The organism is Bacillus sp. A01H (assembly GCF_045277205.1).
Classification (GTDB): domain Bacteria; phylum Bacillota; class Bacilli; order Bacillales; family Bacillaceae_G; genus Bacillus_A; species Bacillus_A paranthracis.
Map to the genome: position 1 here is coordinate 1,935,441 of NZ_CP117702.1, position 26,127 is coordinate 1,961,567.

General features: G+C 33.4%; 23 protein-coding genes and 1 riboswitch. Of the genes, 19 read left to right on the top strand and 4 right to left on the bottom strand.

Annotated features, from left to right (window positions below; translation table 11 throughout):
• Positions 1–87: 87 nt before the first annotated feature.
• From nheA to PSR14_RS10285, 10 genes are all read left to right on the top strand, one after another.
• Positions 88–1,248: a non-hemolytic enterotoxin NHE subunit A gene (gene nheA / locus PSR14_RS10240; RefSeq protein ID WP_000751839.1), complete on the top strand. Its 1,161-nt coding sequence runs from the start codon at positions 88–90 to the stop codon at positions 1,246–1,248.
• A gap of 31 nt (positions 1,249–1,279) precedes the next feature.
• Positions 1,280–2,488, top strand: a complete 1,209-nt coding sequence (gene nheB, locus PSR14_RS10245; RefSeq protein ID WP_000162969.1) for a non-hemolytic enterotoxin NHE subunit B — start codon at positions 1,280–1,282, stop codon at positions 2,486–2,488.
• Positions 2,489–2,595: 107 nt separating this feature from the next.
• Positions 2,596–3,675 carry an HBL/NHE enterotoxin family protein gene (locus PSR14_RS10250; RefSeq protein ID WP_001172007.1) on the top strand — a complete coding sequence of 360 codons (1,080 nt, stop codon included), beginning with the start codon at positions 2,596–2,598 and terminating at the stop codon, positions 3,673–3,675.
• A 162-nt stretch (positions 3,676–3,837) separates the two neighbouring features.
• Positions 3,838–4,464 carry a LysE family translocator gene (locus PSR14_RS10255; protein ID WP_000433004.1) on the top strand — a complete coding sequence of 209 codons (627 nt, stop codon included), beginning with the start codon at positions 3,838–3,840 and terminating at the stop codon, positions 4,462–4,464.
• Between the two features lie 356 nt (positions 4,465–4,820).
• Positions 4,821–5,771, top strand: a complete 951-nt coding sequence (locus PSR14_RS10260) for a sugar-binding transcriptional regulator (protein ID WP_000356563.1) — start codon at positions 4,821–4,823, stop codon at positions 5,769–5,771.
• 306 nt (positions 5,772–6,077) lie between these two features.
• Positions 6,078–6,749 carry a deoxyribose-phosphate aldolase gene (deoC, locus tag PSR14_RS10265; protein WP_001017431.1) on the top strand — a complete coding sequence of 224 codons (672 nt, stop codon included), beginning with the start codon at positions 6,078–6,080 and terminating at the stop codon, positions 6,747–6,749.
• Between the two features lie 104 nt (positions 6,750–6,853).
• A complete protein-coding gene (locus PSR14_RS10270) occupies positions 6,854–8,035 on the top strand; it encodes a NupC/NupG family nucleoside CNT transporter (protein WP_000876184.1) in 1,182 nt (393 codons plus the stop codon).
• Between the two features lie 36 nt (positions 8,036–8,071).
• The gene (locus PSR14_RS10275; RefSeq protein WP_001983022.1) at positions 8,072–9,373 is read left to right on the top strand and encodes a pyrimidine-nucleoside phosphorylase; all 1,302 of its coding nucleotides are present in this window, start codon (positions 8,072–8,074) and stop codon (positions 9,371–9,373) included.
• Positions 9,374–9,406: 33 nt separating this feature from the next.
• On the top strand, positions 9,407–9,802 hold the full coding sequence (locus PSR14_RS10280; protein WP_000358525.1) for a cytidine deaminase: 396 nt from the start codon (positions 9,407–9,409) through the stop codon (positions 9,800–9,802).
• Between the two features lie 230 nt (positions 9,803–10,032).
• Positions 10,033–10,512, top strand: coding sequence for a CcdC family protein (locus PSR14_RS10285; protein WP_000561052.1), 480 nt, complete (start codon positions 10,033–10,035; stop codon positions 10,510–10,512).
• A gap of 47 nt (positions 10,513–10,559) precedes the next feature.
• Here the strand turns inward: PSR14_RS10285 and PSR14_RS10290 are convergent, their stop codons facing one another.
• Entirely contained in the window at positions 10,560–10,790 is a 231-nt protein-coding gene (locus PSR14_RS10290; protein WP_000789848.1) for a DUF896 domain-containing protein, read from the bottom strand.
• 188 nt (positions 10,791–10,978) lie between these two features.
• Between PSR14_RS10290 and PSR14_RS10295 the strand changes: the two genes are divergently transcribed.
• On the top strand, positions 10,979–12,262 hold the full coding sequence (locus tag PSR14_RS10295) for an aminopeptidase P family protein (protein ID WP_000842993.1): 1,284 nt from the start codon (positions 10,979–10,981) through the stop codon (positions 12,260–12,262).
• 97 nt (positions 12,263–12,359) lie between these two features.
• Here the strand turns inward: PSR14_RS10295 and PSR14_RS10300 are convergent, their stop codons facing one another.
• Entirely contained in the window at positions 12,360–12,995 is a 636-nt protein-coding gene (locus PSR14_RS10300; RefSeq protein ID WP_000687264.1) for a pentapeptide repeat-containing protein, read from the bottom strand.
• Between the two features lie 281 nt (positions 12,996–13,276).
• Positions 13,277–13,822 (bottom strand): hypothetical protein, encoded by a 546-nt coding sequence (locus tag PSR14_RS10305; RefSeq protein WP_000458505.1) that lies wholly within the window; start codon positions 13,820–13,822, stop codon positions 13,277–13,279.
• Between the two features lie 321 nt (positions 13,823–14,143).
• Here PSR14_RS10305 and topB point away from each other — a divergent pair, with 321 nt between their 5' ends.
• The 3 genes from topB (at position 14,144) to PSR14_RS10320 (ending at position 19,316) form a co-directional block, all read left to right on the top strand.
• Positions 14,144–16,288 (top strand): DNA topoisomerase III, encoded by a 2,145-nt coding sequence (topB, locus tag PSR14_RS10310; protein WP_098486992.1) that lies wholly within the window; start codon positions 14,144–14,146, stop codon positions 16,286–16,288.
• 204 nt (positions 16,289–16,492) lie between these two features.
• Entirely contained in the window at positions 16,493–17,740 is a 1,248-nt protein-coding gene (locus PSR14_RS10315) for a DUF4153 domain-containing protein (RefSeq protein ID WP_001024717.1), read from the top strand.
• Between the two features lie 133 nt (positions 17,741–17,873).
• A riboswitch (SAM riboswitch) is annotated at positions 17,874–17,979 on the top strand.
• A 107-nt stretch (positions 17,980–18,086) separates the two neighbouring features.
• Positions 18,087–19,316, top strand: coding sequence for an MFS transporter (locus PSR14_RS10320; protein ID WP_000389107.1), 1,230 nt, complete (start codon positions 18,087–18,089; stop codon positions 19,314–19,316).
• A 55-nt stretch (positions 19,317–19,371) separates the two neighbouring features.
• On the opposite strand, the gene PSR14_RS10325 is transcribed toward PSR14_RS10320, so the two are convergent.
• Positions 19,372–20,337: an arsenic resistance protein gene (locus PSR14_RS10325; RefSeq protein ID WP_000103770.1), complete on the bottom strand. Its 966-nt coding sequence runs from the start codon at positions 20,335–20,337 to the stop codon at positions 19,372–19,374.
• Positions 20,338–20,631: 294 nt separating this feature from the next.
• Here PSR14_RS10325 and PSR14_RS10330 point away from each other — a divergent pair, with 294 nt between their 5' ends.
• The 5 genes from PSR14_RS10330 (at position 20,632) to PSR14_RS10350 (ending at position 26,114) form a co-directional block, all read left to right on the top strand.
• Positions 20,632–21,324, top strand: coding sequence for an FMN-dependent NADH-azoreductase (locus tag PSR14_RS10330; protein ID WP_098486991.1), 693 nt, complete (start codon positions 20,632–20,634; stop codon positions 21,322–21,324).
• A 239-nt stretch (positions 21,325–21,563) separates the two neighbouring features.
• Positions 21,564–22,922: a branched-chain amino acid transport system II carrier protein gene (gene brnQ / locus PSR14_RS10335; RefSeq protein ID WP_000182720.1), complete on the top strand. Its 1,359-nt coding sequence runs from the start codon at positions 21,564–21,566 to the stop codon at positions 22,920–22,922.
• A gap of 83 nt (positions 22,923–23,005) precedes the next feature.
• Positions 23,006–23,425 (top strand): VOC family protein, encoded by a 420-nt coding sequence (locus PSR14_RS10340; RefSeq protein ID WP_000750841.1) that lies wholly within the window; start codon positions 23,006–23,008, stop codon positions 23,423–23,425.
• A gap of 329 nt (positions 23,426–23,754) precedes the next feature.
• Complete coding sequence (locus tag PSR14_RS10345; RefSeq protein WP_113732775.1) at positions 23,755–25,404, top strand: copper resistance CopC/CopD family protein; 1,650 nt, start codon at positions 23,755–23,757, stop codon at positions 25,402–25,404.
• Positions 25,405–25,493: 89 nt separating this feature from the next.
• Complete coding sequence (locus tag PSR14_RS10350; RefSeq protein WP_000821410.1) at positions 25,494–26,114, top strand: YcnI family protein; 621 nt, start codon at positions 25,494–25,496, stop codon at positions 26,112–26,114.
• Positions 26,115–26,127: the final 13 nt, after the last annotated feature.

Below are 26,127 nucleotides of genomic sequence, written 5' to 3' on the forward strand. Positions count from 1 at the left end.
TCTATTTTAACCATCTCAAATTATGGGGAAGAAAATAGAATAATAAAATGCGATAGTAATAGTTGCTAATACATAGGAGGAGTTAAAGTGAAAAAGACTTTAATTACAGGGTTATTGGTTACAGCAGTATCTACGAGTTGTTTTATTCCTGTAAGCGCTTACGCTAAGGAGGGGCAAACAGAAGTGAAAACAGTATATGCACAAAATGTAATTGCTCCAAATACATTATCGAATTCAATTAGAATGTTAGGATCACAATCACCACTTATACAAGCATATGGATTAGTTATTTTACAACAGCCAGACATTAAGGTGAACGCGATGAGTAGTTTGACGAATCATCAAAAATTTGCAAAGGCAAATGTAAGAGAGTGGATTGATGAATATAATCCGAAGTTAATCGACTTAAATCAAGAGATGATGAGGTATAGTACTAGATTTAATAGCTATTATAGTAAGCTCTATGAACTAGCAGAAAACGTAAATGAAAATGAACAGGCAAAAGCAGATTTTACAGGCGCATATGGAAAATTACAATTGCAAGTACAAAGCATCCAAGAGAGTATGGAGCAAGATTTATTAGAACTAAATCGATTTAAAGCAGTATTAGACAAAGATAGTAATAACTTATCGATAAAGGCTGATGAAGCAATAAAAACACTACAAGGATCAAGTGGAGATATTGTGAAGTTAAGAGAAGATATTAAAAGAATTCAAGGGGAAATTCAAGCTGAACTAACTACTATATTGAATAGACCTCAAGAAATTATTAAAGGTTCTATTAATATCGGTAAACAAGTATTTACAATTACAAATCAAACTGCACAAACGAAAACAATTGATTTTGTTTCTATCGGTACTTTAAGTAATGAAATTGTAAATGCTGCCGATAGTCAAACGAGGGAAGCGGCTCTTCGTATTCAGCAAAAACAAAAAGAGCTTCTACCACTTATTCAAAAATTATCACAAACTGAAGCAGAGGCGACACAAATTACATTCGTTGAAGATCAAGTAAGTAGCTTTACAGAACTAATTGACCGTCAAATTACAACTTTAGAAACGTTGTTAACGGATTGGAAAGTTTTAAACAATAATATGATCCAAATTCAAAAAAATGTTGAAGAAGGCACATATACAGATAGTAGTTTACTACAAAAACATTTCAACCAAATTAAAAAAGTAAGTGATGAAATGAATAAACAAACGAATCAATTTGAAGATTACGTTACAAACGTTGAAGTACATTAAAAATAAGTAACGATATAGGGAGAGAAGAAAAATGACAAAAAAACCTTATAAAGTAATGGCTCTATCAGCACTTATGGCAGTATTTGCAGCAGGAAACATTATGCCAGCGCATACGTATGCAGCTGAAAGTACAGTGAAACAAGCTCCAGTTCATGCGGTAGCAAAAGCTTATAATGACTATGAGGAATACTCATTAGGACCAGAAGGCCTAAAAGATGCAATGGAAAGAACAGGTTCAAACGCTTTAGTAATGGATCTGTACGCTTTAACAATTATTAAACAAGGTAATGTTAACTTTGGAAATGTATCGTCTGTTGATGCTGCTTTAAAAGGAAAAGTGATTCAGCACCAGGATACAGCTAGAGGAAATGCGAAGCAATGGTTAGATGTATTGAAGCCACAGCTTATTTCAACAAATCAAAATATCATTAATTACAATACGAAATTCCAAAACTATTATGATACTTTAGTTGCTGCGGTTGATGCAAAAGATAAAGCGACGCTTACGAAAGGGTTAACTAGATTATCAAGTAGTATTAATGAAAATAAAGCGCAAGTAGATCAGTTAGTAGAAGACTTAAAGAAATTCCGAAATAAAATGACGTCGGATACGCAAAACTTTAAGGGTGATGCAAATCAAATTACATCTATTTTAGCTAGTCAAGACGCTGGAATTCCGCTATTGCAAAATCAAATTACAACGTACAATGAAGCAATTAGTAAATATAATGCAATTATTATCGGTTCATCAGTTGCGACAGCTCTAGGGCCAATTGCAATTATCGGTGGTGCAGTAGTTATTGCTACAGGTGCAGGAACGCCGTTAGGAGTGGCGTTAATTGCAGGTGGTACAGCAGCTGTAGGCGGTGGTACAGCTGGAATCGTATTAGCAAAAAAGGAGCTTGATAATGCACAAGCTGAAATTCAAAAAATAACAGGACAAGTTACAACTGCTCAATTAGAGGTAGCAGGATTAACAAACATTAAAATACAAACGGAGTATTTAACAAATACAATTGATACTGCAATTACAGCGTTGCAAAACATTTCAAACCAATGGTACACAATGGGGTCAAAATACAATTCTTTACTTCAAAATGTAGATTCAATTAGTCCGAATGACCTTGTTTTTATTAAAGAAGATTTAAACATTGCGAAAGATAGCTGGAAAAACATTAAAGACTATGCAGAAAAGATTTATGCTGAAGACATTAAAGTAGTAGACACAAAAAAAGCATAATCGAATACGAATCGTTAGAGCGTTAAGTGTTGATGAATGATTTGAAGCTCCTGTTCAGTTGTGAGCAGGAGCTTTTTATACTCTTATAAAGAAACTAGGTGAAAAGTATGCAGAAACGATTTTATAAGAAATGTCTTTTAACATTAATGATTGCTGGGGTGGCAACGAGTAACGCATTTCCTTTACATACTTTTGCAGCAGAACAAAACGTAAAAATACAACAAGAAAATGCGAATGATTACTCTCTTGGCCCAGCAGGATTCCAAGATGTAATGGCACAAACAACATCGAGCATATTCGCGATGGATTCATATGCAAAATTAATTCAAAATCAGCAAGAAACGGATTTAAGCAAAATAAGTTCGATTAATGGTGAGCTTAAAGGGAATATGATTCAGCATCAAAGAGATGCAAAAATGAATGCGGCGTATTGGTTAAATAGTATGAAGCCTCAAATTATGAAAACGGATCAAAATATTATTAATTACAATAATACTTTTCAATCGTATTATAATGACATGTTAATAGCGATTGATCAAAAGGATAGCGGAAAATTAAAAGCGGATTTAGAAAAGTTGTATGCGGATATTGTAAAGAATCAAAATGAGGTAGATGGATTATTAGGAAATTTGAAAGCTTTTCGCGATAGAATGGCGAAAGATACAAATAGTTTCAAAGAGGATACAAATCAGTTAACAGCGATATTGGCAAGTACGAATGCAGGTATTCCAGCTCTAGAGCAACAAATAAATACATATAACGATTCGATTAAAAAGAGTAATGATATGGTTATTGCTGGTGGCGTACTTTGCGTAGCTCTAATAACATGTCTTGCTGGCGGACCGATGATTGCCGTCGCGAAAAAAGATATCGCAAATGCAGAACGAGAAATCGCTAATTTAAAAGATAGAATTTCTGGAGCGCAAGCAGAAGTCGCAATTTTGACAGATGTAAAAAATAAAACAACAAATATGACTGAAACGATTGATGCAGCAATTACAGCACTGCAAAACATATCAAATCAATGGTATACAGTAGGGGCAAAATATAATAACTTATTACAAAACGTAAAAGGAATTACTCCTGAAGAGTTTACGTTTATAAAAGAAGATTTACATACAGCAAAAGATAGCTGGAAAGACGTAAAAGATTATACAGAAAAATTACATGAAGGCGTAGCGAAGTAAACAGTGGACTAGTTCTGCTGTTTATTTTTTTATCCTGTTTTTGTGAGAGGTGGACTTGTAATTTGATATATAAATTTCTGATCAAGTCTTTTATATTTAATGTTTTAATGAAAAAAGCTATACTGTAAGCAAAACTAAAAATTGGAAAGGAAATACTAGAACATGGAAAATTATCTATTATTTATCCTTACAGCAATGTTAATCATAATGATGCCTGGTCCTGGTTTTGCACTAGTTACAAAAAATACTATCTCGCATGGTAAAAGTGGTGGGATAAAGACAGTTTTAGGAACGATATCTGGAATGATGATTCATACAATAATGGCTACGTTAGGACTCTCTGCTATTCTAATGAAATTTGCTATGTTATTTACATTTATAAAATGTGCTGGGGCTTTTTATTTAATTTACTTAGCTGTAAAGTCAATTAAAAGTGCCTTACATAAAAAAGAAGATATGTCAGGTCCAATAGAAATGGACTCTAAGAATATTGGGGCAATTAAAAGCTTTAGACAAGGATTTACTACGGCAATTTTAAATCCAAAAACTGCTGTGTTCTTCCTTAGTTTTTTACCTCAATTTATTGTAAGTAATCAAAATCATTTCCTCCAATTTCTTTTATTAGGAGTCACATTTACGACTTTGACCGCAATATGGTATTTGCTTTATATCTCGCTAATACGTCAATTAAGAACTTTTTTAAGAAAAGAACGAGTGAACCGTATAATGGAGGGTATTACGGGCGCAGTATTATTAGTATTTGGGGTTAGATTATTTTTCCAAAAATAAATATGTATATGAAAAGAGAAATAATCAATAGTGGTTATTTCTCTTATTTATTCTAATACTATTTCACACTTACATACTAATTTGAGTTTTAAAAATGAGTTTCTTAATAATCCGACCTGTTTGCTTAATAAAAAGATTCTACATTATGGGAGATAAGTCGCCCGTAAACGCCTAATTTGTGAGGGATGATAATCAGTAGGGGAGGGACAAACTCCCCATTGATTAAATTTCATTGTATATACTAAGCGGAGTAGAAGTTCAGGTATATAAAATTCAGTAGTCGAAATTTCTTGCATAAAGCTGTATAATGCTTGTAACGAAAAGGAAATACAGGAAAGGATTTGTATTGAGTTACTATGGATAAAGATAAACAACAATTAAGTGTTGAAGTTGCAAGATTATATTATCAATCAGATTATAGTCAGCAAGAAATTGCTAACAAATTAAATATTTCAAGACCGACAATTTCTAGACTATTAAAGTACGCGAAAGAAAAAGGATTTGTTCAAATTAGTATAGCCGATCCATTTGCTGATTTAGATAATGTCGGCAATTTACTGAAAGAAAAATATAACTTGTTAGAAGCACATGTTGTATTTTCCCCAGTGCCAGAATATGCAACGATTACAGAGTATATAAGTAAATATGCAGCTGAGTATATGGAAAAGACGGTTAAAAACGGTGATATCGTTGGTGTAAGCTGGGGAATGACGATGTATGAAATCGCTAGAAAAATCGTACCACAACATGTAAAAGGTGTAGAAGTTGTCCAGCTAAAAGGTGGTATTAGCCATTCGAGTGTAAATACATATGCAAATGAAACCATTGCATTATTTGCAGATGCTTTTCAAACGACGCCAAGAAATCTACCTCTTCCAGTTATATTTGATAATGCAGTGACAAAAGAATTAGTAGAGCAGGATCGACATATTCATCACATTATCGAAATGGGGAAACAAGCGAATATTGCAATTTTCACTGTAGGAACAGTGCGAGACGAAGCGCTATTATTCCGATTAGGTTATTTCGATAAGGATGAAACGAGTTTACTCAAAAAACAATCGGTCGGTGACATTTGTTCACGTTTCTTTGATGGAGACGGAAATATTAGTAGTGAAGAAATTAATAAGCGAACCATCGGAATTGAGTTAGAAGAACTAAAATTAAAGAAACGCTCTATTTTAGTTGCAGGTGGTAATAGAAAAATAAAAGCAATTGATGGTGCGTTACGTGGCGGATATGCAAATGTATTAATTATCGATCAGCATACGGCGAAAGAATTGTTACATTATCAAAAAGAAGATTAGAAATAAAAGGCTTTCTCAAGATATTCATTTTGAGAAAGCCTTTTATTTTGTTATGTATGAATTATGGGATTATTTTTGAATACAAATTGCCTTTTTTAAAATAATTATGGATATTGAGATACATACTACCATTGTTAATATAAAAAATTTGAATTTATATATGAAGTATTTCTTAGTTAGAATGCGCTTTATTTACTAGAAGGAAATTCCTTTTTAAAAAGAATGAACAAAATTTCAAAAGTATATTTACATTTGTTCAACTAAGAGTTAGAATGAAGTTGTTAAAAGATATGAGGAGTGAAGATAATGAATATTGCAAAGTTAATTGACCATACAATTTTAAAAGCTAATGCTACAAAAGAAGATGTTATGAAAGTAATCGAAGAAGCAAAGGAATATAAATTCGCTTCTGTTTGTATTAACCCAACATGGGTAAAGCTAGCTGCTGAGGAACTAGCTGGACATGATGTAGATGTTTGTACTGTAATCGGTTTCCCATTAGGAGCAAGCACGACTGAAACAAAAGCATTTGAAACAAAAGATGCTATCGCAAAAGGTGCAACTGAAGTTGACATGGTAATCAACGTAGGCGCTTTAAAAGATGGCGACGACGAACTTGTTGAAAAAGACATTTATGAAGTAGTACAAGCAGCAAAAGGAAAAGCTCTTGTAAAAGTAATCATTGAAACTTGTCTATTAACAGATGAAGAGAAAGTACGCGCTTGTGAATTATCAGTAAAAGCTGGTGCTGACTTCGTAAAAACTTCAACTGGATTCTCAACTGGCGGAGCAACTGCTGAAGATATCGCATTAATGCGTAAAACAGTAGGACCAAACGTTGGTGTAAAAGCATCTGGTGGTGTTCGTACACGTGAAGATGCAGACAAAATGGTAGCTGCTGGAGCTTCTCGTATTGGAGCAAGTGCTAGTGTTGCAATCGTATTAAATGATGCAAAAGGTGCTACAGATAACTACTAATCATTAGTGAAGTCAAGGGCAATAGATACACAAAGTAAAGTGTATCTATTGCTTTAACAATTGAAAGAAATGTAAGCGGATACGAACACGGGAGGAGATGGCTTATGAAATACTTAATCGGTGTTTTTGGCCTCGTATTGATTTTAGGTATCGCTTGGCTTGCTAGTAATGATAGAAAGAAAGTCAAATATCGTCCAATCATAACGATGGTTATATTACAATTCATTTTGGGGTTTCTATTATTAAATACAAGTGTAGGGAATATATTAATTAGCGGAATAGCAGATGGTTTTGGAGAGCTATTAAAATATGCCGCTGACGGTGTAAATTTCGTATTTGGTGGATTAGTAAATCAAAAAGAGTTTTCATTCTTTTTAAGTGTATTAATGCCAATCGTATTTATATCAGCTTTAATCGGTATTTTGCAACATATTAAAGTGTTACCTATTATTGTGAAATCTATCGGTCTAGCATTAAGTAAAGTAAATGGAATGGGGAAACTAGAATCATATAACGCTGTTGCTTCTGCGATTTTAGGACAATCTGAAGTGTTTATTTCAGTTAAGAAACAATTAGGATTATTGCCAGAGAAAAGAATGTACACATTATGTGCATCTGCAATGTCTACCGTTTCCATGTCTATCGTTGGATCGTATATGGTGTTATTAAAACCCCAATATGTTGTAACCGCTTTAGTGCTTAACTTATTCGGGGGCTTTATTATTGCTTCTATTATTAATCCTTATGAAGTTACTGATGAAGAAGATATGTTAGAAGTACAAGAAGAAGAAAAAAAGACTTTCTTTGAAGTATTAGGGGAATACATTATTGATGGATTTAAAGTTGCGATTACAGTAGCAGCTATGTTAATTGGTTTCGTTGCTCTTATCGCATTCATTAATGCAGTATTTAAAGGTGTAATCGGTATTTCATTCCAAGAAATTCTCGGTTATGCATTTGCACCATTTGCATTTATTATGGGTGTACCTTGGCATGAAGCAGTTAATGCCGGAAATATTATGGCAACAAAATTAGTATCAAATGAATTTGTCGCTATGACAGATTTAGCACAAGGAAACTTTAATTTCTCAGATAGAACGACAGCGATTATATCTGTATTCTTAGTTTCATTTGCAAACTTCTCTTCAATTGGAATTATTGCAGGGGCAGTTAAGAGCTTAAATGAAAAGCAAGGGAATGTAGTCGCAAGATTTGGTTTGAAATTACTTTTCGGTGCAACATTAGTAAGCTTCTTATCAGCAACAATCGTAGGCTTATTATTTTAATAGATTCATATCATATAAAAAGGAATGGTGATTGTAATGAGAATGGTAGATATTATTGCGAAAAAACGTGACGGCAAAGAATTAACAACTGAAGAAATCAAATTCTTTATTAATGGTTATACAGACGGAAGTATACCTGATTATCAAGTAAGTGCACTTGCAATGGCAATCTTCTTTAAAGATATGACAGATCGCGAACGTGCAGATTTAACGATGGCAATGGTGGAGTCTGGAGAAACAATCGACTTATCTGCAATTGAAGGAATTAAAGTAGACAAACATTCAACTGGTGGTGTTGGTGATACAACAACATTAGTATTAGGGCCATTAGTAGCTGCTTTAGATGTACCAGTAGCAAAAATGTCTGGTCGTGGTTTAGGACATACGGGCGGAACAATTGATAAATTAGAAGCAGTAGAAGGATTCCACGTTGAAATTACGAAAGAGCAGTTCATTGATATTGTAAACCGTGACAAAGTAGCTGTTATCGGACAAACAGGAAACTTAACACCTGCAGATAAAAAGATTTATGCATTACGCGATGTAACAGGAACTGTTAACTCAATTCCTCTAATTGCAAGTTCAATTATGAGTAAAAAAATTGCAGCTGGAGCTGACGCAATCGTACTTGATGTAAAAACAGGTGCTGGCGCGTTTATGAAAACAGAAGAAGATGCAAAAGAATTAGCACATGCAATGGTACGTATCGGAAATAATGTAGGACGTCAAACAATGGCTGTTATTTCTGATATGTCACAACCACTTGGTTTTGCAATCGGTAATGCTCTAGAAGTGAAAGAAGCAATTGATACATTAAAAGGTGAAGGTCCAGAAGATTTAACAGAATTAGTACTCGTATTAGGAAGTCAGATGGTTGTACTTGCGAAAAAAGCTAATACATTAGAAGAAGCGCGTGAAATGTTAATTGAAGTGATGAAGAACGGAAAAGCAACTGAGAAGTTTAAAGAGTTCTTAAGCAATCAAGGTGGAGATAGCTCGATTGTAGACAATCCAGAAAAAATGCCACAAGCGAAATATGTAATTGATGTACCTGCTAAAACTTCAGGTGTTATTTCTAACATTGTTGCTGATGAAATCGGTATCGCAGCTATGCTACTTGGTGCTGGTCGTGCAACAAAAGAAGATGAAATCGATTTAGCAGTAGGATTAATGTTACGTAAAAAAGTTGGAGATGCAGTAAAAGAAGGCGAGCCATTCGTAACGATTTATGCAAATCGCGAAAATGTAGAAGATGTAAAAGCGAAAATTTATGAGAACATTTCTATCGCTGAAACAGCAGTGGCTCCTAAATTAGTTCATACAGTTATTACTGACTAATCATAATTACACTTACTTTGAGGGGGAAATAATATGGATAAGAAAAAATATATTGAAGAAGCAAATAAGATGTTAGAAAAAGCATATATTCCGTATTCAAAATTTCCTGTTGGGGCAGCATTAGTTACGAAAGAAGGTAAAATTTATACTGGTTGTAATATAGAAAATGCTTCTTATGGTTTATGTAACTGTGCAGAAAGAACAGCAATCTTTAAAGCAGTATCAGAAGGTGAGCGCGACTTTAGTTACTTAGTTATTACAGGAGAAACGGACGGACCAATTTCACCATGTGGTGCTTGTAGACAAGTAATTGCTGAATTTTGTGATCCGAAAATGCCTGTATTACTAACGAATGTAAAAGGCGATGAAAAAGAAGTGACTGTTGAGCAATTACTTCCAGGTGCTTTTACAAATGACGATTTAAAATAAGTTAAAAGCCATTTTGCAATATTAATTGCAAAATGGCTTTTTTGTTTGAAAATTGAATGTAATATTTTGTTCATATTCCGTTCATAAACTTTGCGTAAAATGATTGCAGCGAATATGGAAAGTTTACAGCAGGAGGGATATAATGAAGAAATTCTATAATGGTGCTTGTAGTTACTTATTAATTTATGATTTTGCTCAAAAAGTCATTTAAATAGATAGGAGTGGAAAGTATGATAGCACTTTTATCAAGTATTGTAGCAGTCTGTATGGCTGTTGGTGTCATGTTTCTTCGCTTTAAAGCAGCGAAAAAACCGGTAACGAAAAAGAAAATTATATTGCCCCCATTTTTTATGAGTACTGGTGCTATGATGTACTTCTTACCAGCGTTTCGGTTAACGTCATTAGAAATAGTAGAAGCAATTACTGTAGGACTTATTTTCTCTATATTCCTTATTAAAACAACGAAGTTTGAAATAAGAAATGAACAAATATATATGAAACCGTCAAAAGCATTTATATTTATTTTAGTTGGATTATTAGCAGTGCGAGTAGTAATGAAATCGTATTTAAGTCAATCGATTGACTTAGCAGAGTTAAGTGGAATGTTTTTCTTACTCGCTTTTGCAATGATTGTATCGTGGAGAATTGCTATGTATCGCTCGTATGCTAAATTAGAAAAAACAATAAAAAGAGCTGGAATTTCTAAATAGGAAATCCAGCTCTTTTTATGTTTTATTGAAATTCTTTTGCGCGGAACTCATTTGCTTAATTTTAAACGTATTTGAGCATCTTGTAATGCGGCTGGTGTCACGTTAAGACCATTTTGATCAACAATTTTTGTGTTTAATAAAATGGAATCTAAGCTTCCACGAAATGTTTGTGTATAGTTTTGACGTAGCATTTGTTGTTCTTGTTTTTCATCAACTGTTAATCCAGTTGCTTTTTCTTTTTTTGATAATTCGTTAATACGTAATAAAATGTTTTTCATTTGTTTCACCTCTAATTTAATTTAATTACATTAGTTGCTTACTAATGTATAGTTATTTTAACGTGTAATTTTAATTATGTCAACACCATCAAAAAAGGTTAAAAATTGACGAAAAATTGTAACAATAATAAAATGAATTGATTAGATAATTATTTTTTAATCATACATAGAACGCTAGGGGGATTATTATGAAATCAACATTTTTTGCTCAAAATAGAGAACGATTAGTAAACACATTACCAGATGAATCGATTACAATTTTATTTGCTGGTCAAGCACCTCATATGTCAGCGGATGCACATTATAAGTTTGTGCCGAATCGGAATTTTTATTATGTAACAGGAATCGATGAACCAAATGTTATTTTTATGCTGAAAAAGTTTGGGAATTGTGTAGAAGAGACACTTTTCATTGAAAAATCAGATCCAGTAATGGAAAAATGGGTCGGTAAAACAGTTTCTAAAGAAGAAGCAGAGAAAATTTCTGGTATAAAGAAAGTTGTATATTTAGATAGTTTTGAGAAGACAATGTCAAATATACTCTTCACAGAAAATGTGAAGCATCTATATTTAGATTTAGAGCGTCGTGAGTGGAATGGTACAGAGACAAAAACGCTAGCATTTGCTAAACATGTAAGAGAACAATATCCACACGTAACAATTGGTAATGTATATCCGAATATTTGTGAATTGCGAGTGTTTAAAACAGAAGAAGAAATTGAAATTATGAAAGAAGCGATTGCTGTAACGAAAGACGGTATTTACAATGTACTTAAGCATGCAAAAGCAGACATAATGGAATATGAATTAGAAGCTCAGTTTGATTTCACACTGAAGTCATCTGGCATTAAGCATCATGCGTTCAATACAATTTTGGCAAGTGGGAAAAATGCTACAGTTCTTCATTATGAAGATAATGATGCGCAAATTCAAAATGGTGATTTAGTATTACTAGATTTAGGCGCTCAAAAAGACTACTATAACGCTGATATTAGTTATACATTCCCAGCAAATGGAACATTCTCTAGTCGCCAAAAACAAATTTATAATATCGTATTAAAAGCATTGAAAGAAACAACAGAGATTATTAAGCCAGGCTTAAAGTTCGCTGCATTAAATGAGCATGCTAAAAAAGTACTTGCAGAAGGGTGTAAAGCGGTTGGTTTAATTCAAGAAGATGAAGAGTTATCAAAATATTATTATCATGGTGTCAGCCATTTCCTTGGTTTAGATACGCATGATGTAGGGACATACAAAGATAGAGTATTAGAAGAAGGCATGGTTATTACAATTGAACCTGGTCTTTATATTGAAGAAGAATCGATTGGAATTCGTATTGAAGATGATATTCTTGTAACGAAAGACGGATACGAAAACTTGTCAAAAGATATCATTAGAGAAGTTGAAGAGATTGAAGCGTTTATGAGTGTAAATAATGAACATGTCAAAGGAAAACAAGCTGTAGTTAAATAATAAGAAAGTCATCACTAATTTATTTGAACTTTATCTCGAATCGTGGACAATTAAAAAATCCATGATTCGGGATAGGGTTCTTTTTATCTTCGAAATACTAATCTTTAATTATTAATCCTAATAAAGTCGCAAACTGAACAGCTTGATATGTAGATACTTTACATCCCCTTAAATCGCTCACTGAAACTGTCAGAGTATTAAAATTAGAAGAGCTAATATCGATCCCCTTCAGTGATGTCTGGTCAAAATTAGCTTCGTCAAGGCTACATAATTGGAATTCAACTTTTTTTAGTTTACAGTCAAAAAAATCTGCACTATTTAATGAAGTTTCATTAAATACAATCTTTTCTAGTTTAGAATTTCCAAATGCAGCTAAGTTCAAAATAGAATTCTCAAATTTAACATTTCCTAAGCTAGATTCTGTAAAATTAACCCCGATTAATTTACTGTTTTTAAATTCAACTCTGTGAACAGAAGAATTGCTTAAATTAACATTTGATAAATCACAGTTTTCAAAACAAACATCTGTAATATCAATATTGCTAAAGTCTGTATTCGTGAACTTACAATTCTTTATCACGGCATCATATAATCGTACTCTATCCACAGATTCATTTTCGAAAGTGGAATCGATAATTTCACACATTTCTAGTGTAGGATCTTCTTCATAAAAAATATCTTGAAAATTTTTTGAAGATAACTCTGGTGAAATTTTGGGTCTATCAATTTTCATGGTATATCAATCCTCTTCTATTTGATATATAAGTGTAATTTAGGTTTAGTGAATCCCCGAAAGGAACATTAGTTCTTATTATACACAATCATACGTTTTTTTGTGAAGAGGATTTTGGTTACCTTTTTCTAATTTAATAATCACAGTGTTATTGTTTCTTAAGAAATAAAGCCCTAATAAATAGGAGAACTGCTAATACATTCGTTACAGAGAAATCCTCTTGCATACCTAAAAGTATGGCTTCTTCTAAGGTTTCTGATTTAATAATTTTGTTTTAAGTGTTAGTGCATATGTTGTTTATACTCGTGTGAAGTTGAAGGAGTAAAATCGGGGAATGTTATGAATACCGAAACAATAATTACAACACTAATTGAAAGCAATAACAAAAAGCATCGGTGGATCACAGTAGAAAACCTTTCTGATAAAATTTGAATTATAAATGACATAGTAATCGTTATAGTAAATAAAAGGCTGATAAACAGTATACTATGAGCTTGTTGCGCATTTAGCATTTCTGTAATCATTGCTCCCATCATACTTGCCATTACCCCAGAGAACATTCCTTCTAAAGCAGTATATAGATGAAAACGTAGACCAACTAAAAAGCCGATACAACCACTAATTAAAATCGCAAGCAAAGTAGAATATAGCAATTCTCCTTTAAATAGAATACCTAAATAAAAACCTATACTTAAACCGATACTCATACTAAAAGACATAATAAATACCATATACTCCATTAGGGTACCACTACGTTTCGAAATATATGATGTAATAATAATTGAGATACAGCAAAGCATTAAGGCAGTTAATGTATAAGCAAACATCATGATACCTCCCTGTCCTATCATTCACTTCATCATATGTTCATATAGAGAGTACTTATGCTTATTTATATCTGCATATTATCTGCACAATTTCATAAATGAAAGCAAGGTGGCGTTTGATTTTTTTACGTGTGAACATGTGAAAGAAAGTGTTATATAATGAGTTTCTATTGTGAAGCAATAAAGAATAAGCGTATAATATTATAGTTATCCCATTACTTGGGACAACCCGCGAATGATAAATAAGATTGTTGTTTTATCATCGCTTCTAAACAGATAGACAATGAAAGTAACAGTGGAATACAGATAGGGAGTTATAAAATGAAATTAATTATTGCCGAGAAACCAGATCAAGGTTTGGCTCTTGTTTCACAATTTAATTATCGCCGGAAAGATGGATATTTAGAAGTAGAAGCGAATGAGTTATTTCCAAATGGAGCGTACTGTACATGGGCAATTGGTCATTTGACGCAGTTATGTAATCCAGAACATTATCATGCAGAGTGGAAAAAATGGTCACTTGATACGTTACCGATGATTCCAGAGCGTTTTCAATTTGAAGTAACAAAGTCGAAGTATAAGCAATTTAACGTTGTGAAACAGCTGTTACATAATCCACAGGTAACAGAAATTATTCACGCGGGCGATGCTGGGCGTGAAGGGGAATTGATTGTACGAAATATTATTAACCTTTGCAACGTGCAAAAGCCAATGAAGCGTCTTTGGATTTCCTCTTTAACGAAGCAAGCTATTTACCAAGGATTTAAAAACTTGCTTGATGAATCAGACACGATTAATACGTATTACGAAGCATACACAAGATCTTGTGCTGACTGGGTTGTTGGTATGAATGCATCGCGTGTGTTTAGTATTTTGCTAAAGAAAAAAGGAATGAATGATGTATTTTCAGCTGGTCGTGTACAAACACCGACACTCGCGTTAATCGTAAAGCGTGAAAAGGAAATAGAAAACTTTAAGTCAGAGCCGTTCTGGGAAGTGTTCGCAACCTTTAATATAGAAGGAAAGAAGTATGAGGGGAAATGGGAGAAGGATAGTGAATCCCGCTTAAAAGACCCTGATATGGCGAATAAAATTGCGGCATTTTGCCAAGGTAAAACGGCAGTAGTGAAGGAAATGAAAACGGAGCGTAAAGAATTTCAGCCGCCGCTTTTATTTAACTTATCATCACTGCAAGCAACGGCAAATAAAGCCTTTAAGTTTTCACCGAAAAAGACGCTTGATATAACGCAAGCACTATATCAAAAAGGGATTGTTTCTTATCCTCGTTCGGATTCCAACTATGTTACACAAGGTGAAGCGGCAACATTCCCTGATATTTTACAGAAGTTAAGTCAGTTTGATGAATATAAAGGTTTATTACCAGCTCCGGTTGAATCGATTATGAATAATAAGCGTTATGTGAATGAAAAGAAAGTAACAGATCACTACGCCATTATTCCGACAGAGCAAGTTACAAACCCAAGCAGATTATCAGGTGATGAAAAGAAAATTTACGATATGATCGTAAGAAGGCTTATTGCAGCTCATTATGAAGTTGCAATCTTTGACTATACAACAATTGTAACGCTTGTAGATGAACGTGCTGAATTCATTTCAAAAGGAAAACAGCAAATTCAAGAAGGATGGCGTAAAGTTATTTTCCAAGACGATAAAGATGACGAAACCATTCTTCCAATTGTAGCTGAAGGTGAAGAAGGAAAAGTTGTAAAGGTGAAAGTGAAAGAGGGAAAAACACAACCACCGAAGCGTTATACAGAAGGACAACTTATTACGTTAATGAAAACAGCTGGTAAGTATTTAGAGAATGAAGAGCTGGAGAAAGTATTAAAGAAAACAGAAGGTTTAGGTACAGAAGCGACCCGTGCAGGTATTATTACGATGCTAAAAGACCGTAAATATATAGATGTGAAGAAGAACCAAGTGTATGCGACCGATAAAGGGAAAGTATTAATTACCGCAATCGGTGACAAAATACTAGCTTCACCAGAAATGACCGCAAAATGGGAGCAACGTCTTGCGGAAATTGGGGAAGGTACAGCATCACCAGCAACTTTTATGGAACAAACGAAAAAATTATCAGCTAAAATTATTGAAGATGCGGTTGAAATGTCTGAGAAGTGGGATTTCACTGGATTACATGTTGAATCGATTGAGCGAAAAGGATCGAAATTTACAACAGGTAAAAAGGTTGGTAGCTGTAAAAAATGTGATGGCGATGTAATTGATAAGTCAACGTTTTACGGCTGTTCTAATTACAACACGACACAATGTGACTTTACCATCTCGAAGAAGATATTAAGTAAAACAATTTCGCAAAAGAATATGACAAAGCTCTTAAAAGGTGAGAAAACCGATTTAATTAAAGGCTTTAAAAAGGGCGAGAAAACATTTGATGCGAAATTAGAGTGGAAAGATAATAAGATTAATTTTGTATTTGAGAATTAATTTGTTAAAAGAGCATGACATAAAACTGTCATGCTCTTTTGTTTTTCTTTTATATAAAATTTAACGATAAAAAAAAATCTTTAAATAATAATTTTTTATTGTAAAACGATAAAACTTGTATTAAAATCAAAATCATAATAAATGAGTGAGGTGCTTTTGTTAAAAGGTAACAACCTTATTTTTAAAATTAGAGGAGGTATAACTATGAACATTAACAATTTGATTGTTAAAAATATGGATAACCCCCATGAGTTGGAGAAGATGTATAGAAAAGATCCGAAAGCTTTTAAAAAAGCATTCTCACAAGCATGGGACCAAAACCCTGATTCTCAAGTTCTAGGTGCTTGGTATGAAAGGTTGCATTTCAAGGAGAAAGTAAATAAAGAAAAAACATCTTTGTTTCAAAAAGGTTTCTTATTCATGGGCCTTTTAGCTATTCTGGCCGGCATAAGCACCAGGATCATTTTCCACTTTGTAGAGCAGGAAGCAATTGCTCCAATTAACCTAGCTTTTGGTGTAATTCCCTTTATCGCTGCTTATTTTGTTTACAATAATACCCCGAAAAAAAGTATTATTTATTTCCTTGCAGCGTTGTTCCTAATTGCCGGGTTGTATCTTAATATGTTGCCATTAAATTATAAAGACAGCAGTATCCTTGCGTATTTACATCTTCCTATATTGTTATGGGTCTTATTGGGACTTGCATTTACAGGAAATGAATATTCAAAAGGTAATACAAGATTAGCTTATATTAAATTTAATTTAGAATATGGTCTTCTCTACGCGAGCATGGCAGTGAGTGGAATGATACTAGCAGTATTCACCATGCGATTATTTAGTTTTGTTGACTTGGATATAGGAGAGTTCTATTTTAGTAATGTTGTTTTATTTGGAGCTGCCGCTCTCGCTGTAGTGGCTGCATACTTAGTATCATTGAATCTTAAACTTGCTAAAAATATTACACCATACATATCTAAAATTTTTAGTCCACTTGTCTTGATTACGTTGCTAATCTATCTTATAACGGTTATATGGGTCGGGAAAAATCCTTTCTTGGACCGCAATTTCTTAATGGCCTTCAACGGAATACTCCTTGGCGTGTTGGCCGTTACCATATTTTCTATCGTTGAGAGTGATTCGGATGAGAAAAAGAACATTTCAGATTATATAAATTTTGCCTTAATTGTTCTGGCGCTTATTATTGACACTGTCGCTTTATCAGCCATTGTATTCAGACTTTCTTCTTACGGGATTACACCTAATAGACTTGCTGTTTTAGGGGTAAACATACTGATCTGGGCAAATTTAATTTGGATTATGTTTTCCTATATGCGTTTCTTGCAAAGCAAATCAGGACCGACAGCTATCCAAGATGCCGTTACGAAGTATTTACCAATTTACGGACTTTGGGCAGCTTTCGTTATATTTACGTTTCCTATCATTTTTAATTAGAAAGGTCTTGTTAACGTAACGACAAAATTGTTAAAAGAAGATGATAGATGTCATCTTCTTTTAACTGTATAAAAAAACATATTGAAATTATTTTGATGTAAAATATAATGAATTTAGATAATTAAATAAAAACTTCTTATTAAGAGAGGTGGAGGGACTGGCCCTTCGAAGCCTCAGCAACCTTATGTGATATAAAGGTGCTAAATCCTGTAGGATCTAAAATTCCTAATAGATAAGATGCGGTTATAAGTAAACCTTCTTCTTATTTTGAAGAAGGTTTTTTCTCATTTAAATAGAGGTTTTGAAAGGTGGTGAGGAAGAATTAAAGAAAATATACAAGAGGAAAATGGAGGATGCAGTGAATAATGAAATTGAGGATTTAAAAGAGAATAGCACAAGTATTTGGAGCAATAAAATTTTTTCGTATTTTTTCTTAGCAAGTTGCATTTCTTTAATAGGTAATTCTATGGTTACGCTCGTTTTACCGTTATGGGTAATGAAATTAACGAACTCTCCATTACTTGTTTCTGGAGTAAACGTTGCAATTGCGACGACGGCGATTTTATTTGCACCTGTAACAGGAACGTTAGCAGATCGAATGTCAAGAAGAAAGCTTATGATAATTGCGGATGTTATGAGATGTATCGTCATGATTTTAATTGCAGTTATAGCATTTTATAATAAAATGCTATACATTCCGTTACTAATTTTACTTATAATACGCTCAATTGGGAGTGCTTTATTTACTCCGGCTTCAAATGCAGCATTAGTAACATATGTGGAAGAAAAGCATGTTCAACAGGCGATTACGCTGAGGCAAATATCAATACAAACCATATCGGTAGCCATTCCTTTAATGGCTAGCCTTTTAATTAGTATTTTTAATTTTCATGGAGTATTTTTGTTAGATGCAATTACATTTTTTATATCATTTTTAATTTTAATGAAAATTAAATTTCCACGTGAATTAAAAGTAGAAAAGAAAAAGCCTTTTTACGAAGACTTTAAAGAGGGTTTCTCCATATTTAATAGTAATCAATCATTGAAAACATTGCTTATGAGCGCTGCGCTTATTAATTTACTTGGAGCGGCGTGTATGCTTTCGCTACAAGTAATAGTTGTTAGAGAAATGGACCTTTCTACGGGATGGTATAGTATAGTTTTTGCGGCATCACCGATAGGGATTTTAATAGGAGCATTTATTACGAAAAAGATTCGTACATATAAAACGATTACGACTGCTTTTATATTTACAGCTATTATGGGGGTTTTTAATGCTGCAATGGGTACGACGTTAAATCCGGTATTATTTTCAGTTTATTATTTTCTGTCAGGAATTGCATTTGGGGTAAGTAATATATATTTTGGAGTGTTGTATAGAAAGTTAATTCCAAATGAAGTGCAAGGAAGATTTTTTGGTTTTTTAAATTCGTTATTATTAGTATCAACCCCGGTTGGAATTGCAATAACGGGATATTCCTTAGAGTTAATTTCAGCTTCTATTGTATTTATTATAATTGGTATTATTACGTTTCTAGTTTCGGTTATTTCATTTGTAATGATAAATAAGAAATAAGTGTTGTATGAGATTTTTCAAAAATAAAAAACGTCCTGCTATAGGACGTTTTTTATTATATATATTGCCGTCTTTTCTTAATAAGTAACAACACTTGTGAAACACAAGCAAGTACTGGCAGTTCAATTAACGGTCCAATAACGAGTGCAAGTGCAATAAGAGGCTCGTCAGGGAAAGCAGTCACAGCAATAGCAAGAGCAACAGGTGAGTTTCTTGCTAACGTTGTTAAATTTAGACTTACTGTATCTTTATAAGATAAACGCATAACGCGCCCGATAAATTGTCCTAGTACAAAATTAATGATGAAGAACAATAGAACAGGAATGAGTAATAATAAAACGACACTCATATTTTGTAGTAAATATTTACCTTGTGATGCAAACATCGCTACGATTGCTAAACTTAAAAATACAATTTGGGCAGAGCTGAAAAACGGAATGAGTTTATTCTCGAGCGTTTCAGCTTTTTTCAGTTTATTCATAATGAATTTTGTAGCGTGTGCAAGTAAAAATGGTAAGACGATTACGATAACAATACTTTCTACTAAAACAGAAACCGCTACAGTCTTCATAACACCAGCGAATAAAAATAAATAAATGGGAAGTAGTAGTACTTGCAAAATTAAATTTACTGGTAAAATCGCTGTAGAAAGTGCTACATTACCTTTTGCTATTTCAGTAAAGATTAAGTACCAATCTGTACATGGAGTAACCATTAGCATTATAAATCCAATCCACAGTGCTGGGTGATCTGAAAGAAATAGTGCTCCTAATCCCCAAGCGAGTAAAGGTGTCCATAAAAAGTTAATAGTAAGACTTGTTCCAGCAAATTTTAGATTGTGAAATCCGTTTTTTATTTCTTTTAATGGGATGCTGAGGAATAATCCATATAGCATGAAAAATAAGAAGGGGACAATAAATCGCTCTGAATACATATGTATGAAATTAAATTGCCCGAGTATGATGCCGCATGTAACAGCAAAAAGAATAATAAAAGTTTGAATCTTTTCTATCGTGCTCATGAATGAATCCTTTCTAAATATGAATTTTCCTCTCTAATTTTATTATACAAGTAATAAGGCTGTAATTTGGTGTTCAATTGTATTTTAGTAAATGTTTTTAATTTGAGATTTATTTTTTTATTAAAAGTTACTTGACTAAAGTAAGTGACTATATTACAATCACTTACATAAGGTAATTAAATAACAAAAAGTTTTAATTAACTTTCCTTAAGGTATCAATTGGAACTTTTTATTAGAATAAGAATTTTTATGATGATGAATAATGAATATGATAAGAAAGTTTAGGTGAAGAAAATGGGATTATTTAGCTCGTTATTTGGTAAAAAAGAAGAAAATCAAAAAGTAGAGGAGAATAAAACAATGTCAAAAGTATTATTTGTAAAAGCAAACGATCGCCCAGCGGAGCAAGCAGTTAGTTCAAAAATGTATGAAACATTTGTAAGTACTTATAAAGAAGCAAATCCGAATACAGAAATTACAGAGTTAGATTTATTTGCATTAGATCTTCCTTATTACGGAAATATTGCTATTTCAGGTGGATACAAACGTAGTCAAGGTATGGAATTAACAGCAGAAGAAGAGAAGGCAGTTGCTACAGTAGATCAATATTTAAATCAGTTTTTAGAAGCTGATAAAGTTGTATTTGCATTCCCATTATGGAACTTTACTGTACCAGCACCATTAATCACATATATTTCATATTTATCTCAAGCTGGAAAAACGTTTAAATATACAGCTAATGGTCCAGAAGGCTTAGCTGGTGGTAAAAAAGTAGTTGTGTTAGGTGCTCGTGGTTCAGATTACTCTTCAGAACAAATGGCTCCTATGGAAATGGCAGTTAATTACGTAACAACTGTATTTGGGTTCTGGGGAATTACAAATCCAGAAACTGTTGTAATTGAAGGACACAACCAATATCCAGATCGCTCACAACAAATTGTTGAAGAAGGTTTAGAGAACGTTAAGAAAGTAGCGGCGAAATTTTAATTAATTGATAGTAAAAATGGAAAAACCAACATGGATGACCATGTTGTTTTTTTAGTCTATTTCTATGTTAAAAAATGTATATTTATAAAATGAATGAAAAGTTCGAAAATAGTATTGCAAAATATTAAGTATCAAACTATAATGAGTTCAAGAATAGTTGATACTTAAGTTAAATATTCAGAAAATTCAATTAGTTAAAAATGGAAATGACATAGGTTATATTGAATGGAGGTTATATTATGACGAACAAAGTACCGTTTTCGTTCATAGTTGTTATTGGTTTAATGTTATTTGCACTATTTTTCGGGGCAGGAAATTTAATATTCCCAGCAATGCTTGGTCAATCGGCAGGAGAGAATGTATGGATTGCTAACGCTGGATTTTTAGTAACAGGTGTAGGTTTACCGTTGCTAGGGGTATTAGCATTTGGAATTTCAGGTAAAGAAGATTTACAATCGTTAGCAAGTCGTGTACATCCAGTGTTCGGCATTGTATTTACGACAGTTTTATATTTAGCGATTGGTCCACTATTCGCTATTCCGAGAACAGGCAGCGTTTCTTATGAAATTGGTATGAAGCCTTTTGTACCAGAAGCTATGGGTTCTTCAGCACTCATTCTTTTTACAATTATATTCTTTAGCATTACTTGTTTTTTTTCGCTAAATCCCGCGAAAATTGTCGATATTGTAGGAAAAATCTTAACGCCAATTAAATTAACGTTTATTGGGATTTTAGTAGTATTTGCTTTTATTCATCCAATGGGAGAAATGCAAGCACCTGCAGAGGCATATACATCACATGCGTTCTTTAAAGGATTCCAAGAAGGTTACTTAACAATGGATACGTTGGCATCATTCGTATTCGGTATTATCATCATCAATGCGATTAAAGAAAAGGGCGCAAAAACAAAAAAAGACATTATGATTGTTTGTGCAAAAGCAACATTGATTGCTGCATCTATTTTAGCAATGATCTATTCAGCACTTTCATTTATGGGAGCTTCAAGTGTTGCAAAACTTGGTCATTTAGATAATGGTGGTGCAGTATTAGCAAAAGTTTCAAACTATTATTTTGGGTCATACGGCGGAATTATATTAGGGATTATGGTTACAGCAGCATGTTTAACGACTAGTGTAGGACTTGTTTCAGCGTGTTCTTCATTCTTCCATAAACTATTCCCGAATGTTTCGTATAAAAAGATAGCAATCATCTTATCAGTGTTCAGTGCAGTTGTTGCGAACGTAGGTTTAACGCAATTAATTGCAATTTCTGTTCCTGTATTAATCGCGATTTATCCATTAGCAATCGTCTTAATTTTCCTAACGCTCCTTCATCCATTGTTTAAAGGACGAGCAGAGGTGTATCAAGGTAGCTTATTAATTACATTTATTGTAAGTGTGTTCGATGGATTGAATGCAGCTGGTATGAAGTTAGCAGTAGTAAATGATTTTCTTACTAAAATACTTCCAATGCATGAAGTTGGGTTAGGGTGGATTTTACCAGCACTTATTGGCGGATTGATCGGGTATGTCATTAGCATTGTGAAAGCAAAAAATCAAGTTCAACCAGCAGCTAATGTGGATAAGAAAATAGGTTAAATAAAAAAGTTATAGAACTTGTTTCTATAGCTTTTTTTGTTACTATTAATAATGAAAGAAAATAAAGTAGTAGGGGAAATAAAATGAAAAAAACAATTGATCATATCGGCATCGCAGTTCGAGATATAGATAGTACGATACGTTTTTATGAAAAAGTGTTGTCAGGAACTTTAATAGATCGTTACGTAAGTGAAGCGCCTGGTGTTGAAAGTGAAGTAGCCATTCTTGAAGTGGATGGAGATAGAATTGAATTGCTTGCGCCGACAAATAACACCACTTCACCAATTGCCCGATTTATAAAACAAAAAGGTAAAGGTGTTCATCATGTTGCATATCGAGTAGATGATTTAGATGTAGCTTTAGAGGAATTGAAAAAACAAGACATTCGAACGTTAGAGCATACGCTTCGAATGAATAAACACGGCAGAAGATTAATCTATCTTAACCCAGCGGATACAGAGGGAACAATTATAGAGTATTGTGATTATCCGGAAGAGAAGTAGAAGAAAGATATTTTTAAGAAGGTATTACGTAATAACGTAATACCTTTTTATTTATGCATTTCACACTTTCTTCACAAATGATTCACGATAACTTTTCCTCTTCAAGAACTTACATAAATATATTTTATGATATAATAACAATCGACTTTAAAAATATAAGTTGTATCTATCAAGGTAGTTACTATTGTATTGGAAGTTTAGAGGTGAGAGAGAAATAAATAGTTATACTGTATAGAAGATTATATTTAATCAGGTTAATATTTCGTCCAAGAATCCAACTCGGGAAGTAAAAATAATGAAAATATAGCGATGAGGAAGAAAGAAGTGAAATGAGTGTGAAAGTAATGAAAAGGTTAGGGACATTGTTATTTATTGTATGTGTGCTTATCGTATTGATACCGAAAAGTGCATCTGCTCATGCATACGTTGTGAAATCAAACCCTACTGAAAATGAAACATTGAAGAAAGCACCGTCTGTTGTGAAAATCGAGTTCGATGAGGACATACAAGTTTCAAGTTTTAATACATTGTACGTGAGAGATACATCAGGTAAAAGGGTCGATTTAAAAGATGCTCATATTGATAAAAATAATAAAAAGCTATTAGAAGCCGGATTAAAAGAGAATCTCAAAAACGGTCTCTATTCTATTCAGTGGAAAGTAATTTCAGCTGATGGACATCCAATTCAAGGAGTTATTCCATTCCGTATTGGATTAGCGGAAGCTGGAGCAGATGATATACAAGTAGAAGAGGTGGGATATGTTCCGCAAATTGATATGATCATGGAACGTGGAATTTTATATACAAGTTTCTCACTATTTATAGGAGTGCTATTCTTTAATCTTATTATGTATAAAGGGAATGCAACCTCGGTTCGATCAAGGAGTAAGAACATAATATGGATTTCTTTATTAGGGATATTTATTAGCTTGTTATTCAATCTACCACTACAAGCGAAAATAAATGCGGATGTTTCATGGCTAGAAGCATTCAATCCTTTACTATTAAAAGAAACATTACAGCTTTCTGTCTTTGGTTATATATGGATTACTCAAATGACTCTTATTAGTTCGCTTATAATCGTTACGTATTTTGCAATGAGGCGTGAGAAGCTGTCGTCGTTTCAAGTATGGAGCGTTCCAATAGTATTGTTTATTGGTCTACTTGTTATGAAAGCATGTAATAGTCACGCATATGGTTTAAAGTTTAAAGAAATTGCTGTTGTTATGGATTTTTTACATTTATTCGCAGCTTCATTATGGATTGGTGGTCTATCATCTATTATTCTTCTTTTACGTAAAGAGGATGATAAGTGGAGTATGTATTGGGATATGATTAAGCGTTTTTCACCGTGGGCAATATGTGCTGTCATTGTGATTTTCATAACAGGTCTTTTTAACAGTACATTTTTTATTCCAACAATCCACTCGTTATTTGATACGAAGTATGGATTAGCTTTATTAGCAAAGATACTTTTATTCATTTTCATGGGGATATTAGGAATTATTCATTATGTGAAAGGGAAAATGAGAGCGGAGCAAGGATTAGGTGCTACGGTGAAAGTAGAGTTTATCATTGGAATTATCATTTTCGTAATCGTAGCTTTTATGACAAACGTACAAACACCACAGATGCCTCCTACTGGACCTTTTACAGAGAGTAAACAATTGGATAATGGATATGAAATGACGCTAAATGTAAGTCCTAATAGAGTAGGACAAAATATATTCCATATTACTTTAAAGGATGAGAACGGACAACCTGTTACTAATATGGAACAAATCATATTAACAACTCAATCGTTAGATATGAATATGGGAAAGGGATCATTTAAAGTTTCGGCAGTTTCACCGGGAGAATATGAAGCAGAAGGTATGTATATTAACATGACAGGCAACTGGAATATACAAGTACATGGATTAACGAAATCGCTTGATAGCTTCGATACGGATTATAAATTTATTGTAGGTGGCAGATAAAGTGAAACTTTAAGCAGCCCTCATCAATTGGGCTGCCCGGCGAATAGCGGGATAAAGAGTAGGTATAGATAAAAAGGAGCTAATTGAAAATGAAACGCATAAAAAAATTAGGAACAACAATGATCGCAACAGTAATTGCAATGGGAATTTTTTCGTTACCTGTTAGTGCGCACGTCACTGTGAAGCCAGCAACTTCTGACATCGGCTCTTGGGAGACTTACACGATAAAAGTACCAGTTGAAAAGAATGTAGCAACAACAAAAGTTACACTGAAAATACCGTCTGGTGTGGAATTCCAACAGTATGAACCAGTGCCAGGGTGGAAAATGGAAGAGCAAAAAGATAGTGCCGGAAAAGTGAAAACTGTAGTATGGGAAGCAACAGGAGAAGGGATTTTACCTGGCCAATTCCAGCGGTTTACTTTCGTCGCTAAAAATCCGGATAAAGAACAAAAAATAGCTTGGGATGCATATCAACAATATAAAGACGGAGAAATTGTTGAATGGACAGGCGATGAGAAAGCTGAAAAACCGCATTCACTTACTACAATTGCAAAAGGTACGTCATTAACAGGAGAACATGGTGAAGTATCTAATGTAGAAAAGAATGAAGGTACTAGTAATATGCAATTGATAGCAATTGTTTTATCTATTTTGGCGATTGTATCTTCGGTAGGTACGTGTGTTTTTATGGTACGTCGTAAAAAATAAGTAATAACGATAA

Coding starts and splice junctions, on each gene's coding strand:
- nheB (WP_000162969.1), top strand. CDS start 1,280: ATGACAAAAAAACCTTATAAAGTAATGGCTCTATCAGCACTTATGGCA.
- PSR14_RS10250 (WP_001172007.1), top strand. CDS start 2,596: ATGCAGAAACGATTTTATAAGAAATGTCTTTTAACATTAATGATTGCT.
- PSR14_RS10255 (WP_000433004.1), top strand. CDS start 3,838: ATGGAAAATTATCTATTATTTATCCTTACAGCAATGTTAATCATAATG.
- PSR14_RS10260 (WP_000356563.1), top strand. CDS start 4,821: ATGGATAAAGATAAACAACAATTAAGTGTTGAAGTTGCAAGATTATAT.
- deoC (WP_001017431.1), top strand. CDS start 6,078: ATGAATATTGCAAAGTTAATTGACCATACAATTTTAAAAGCTAATGCT.
- PSR14_RS10270 (WP_000876184.1), top strand. CDS start 6,854: ATGAAATACTTAATCGGTGTTTTTGGCCTCGTATTGATTTTAGGTATC.
- PSR14_RS10275 (WP_001983022.1), top strand. CDS start 8,072: ATGAGAATGGTAGATATTATTGCGAAAAAACGTGACGGCAAAGAATTA.
- PSR14_RS10280 (WP_000358525.1), top strand. CDS start 9,407: ATGGATAAGAAAAAATATATTGAAGAAGCAAATAAGATGTTAGAAAAA.
- PSR14_RS10285 (WP_000561052.1), top strand. CDS start 10,033: ATGATAGCACTTTTATCAAGTATTGTAGCAGTCTGTATGGCTGTTGGT.
- PSR14_RS10290 (WP_000789848.1), bottom strand. CDS start 10,790: ATGAAAAACATTTTATTACGTATTAACGAATTATCAAAAAAAGAAAAA.
- PSR14_RS10295 (WP_000842993.1), top strand. CDS start 10,979: ATGAAATCAACATTTTTTGCTCAAAATAGAGAACGATTAGTAAACACA.
- PSR14_RS10300 (WP_000687264.1), bottom strand. CDS start 12,995: ATGAAAATTGATAGACCCAAAATTTCACCAGAGTTATCTTCAAAAAAT.
- PSR14_RS10305 (WP_000458505.1), bottom strand. CDS start 13,822: ATGTTTGCTTATACATTAACTGCCTTAATGCTTTGCTGTATCTCAATT.
- topB (WP_098486992.1), top strand. CDS start 14,144: ATGAAATTAATTATTGCCGAGAAACCAGATCAAGGTTTGGCTCTTGTT.
- PSR14_RS10315 (WP_001024717.1), top strand. CDS start 16,493: ATGAACATTAACAATTTGATTGTTAAAAATATGGATAACCCCCATGAG.
- PSR14_RS10320 (WP_000389107.1), top strand. CDS start 18,087: ATGGAGGATGCAGTGAATAATGAAATTGAGGATTTAAAAGAGAATAGC.
- PSR14_RS10325 (WP_000103770.1), bottom strand. CDS start 20,337: ATGAGCACGATAGAAAAGATTCAAACTTTTATTATTCTTTTTGCTGTT.
- PSR14_RS10330 (WP_098486991.1), top strand. CDS start 20,632: ATGGGATTATTTAGCTCGTTATTTGGTAAAAAAGAAGAAAATCAAAAA.
- brnQ (WP_000182720.1), top strand. CDS start 21,564: ATGACGAACAAAGTACCGTTTTCGTTCATAGTTGTTATTGGTTTAATG.
- PSR14_RS10340 (WP_000750841.1), top strand. CDS start 23,006: ATGAAAAAAACAATTGATCATATCGGCATCGCAGTTCGAGATATAGAT.
- PSR14_RS10345 (WP_113732775.1), top strand. CDS start 23,755: ATGAGTGTGAAAGTAATGAAAAGGTTAGGGACATTGTTATTTATTGTA.
- PSR14_RS10350 (WP_000821410.1), top strand. CDS start 25,494: ATGAAACGCATAAAAAAATTAGGAACAACAATGATCGCAACAGTAATT.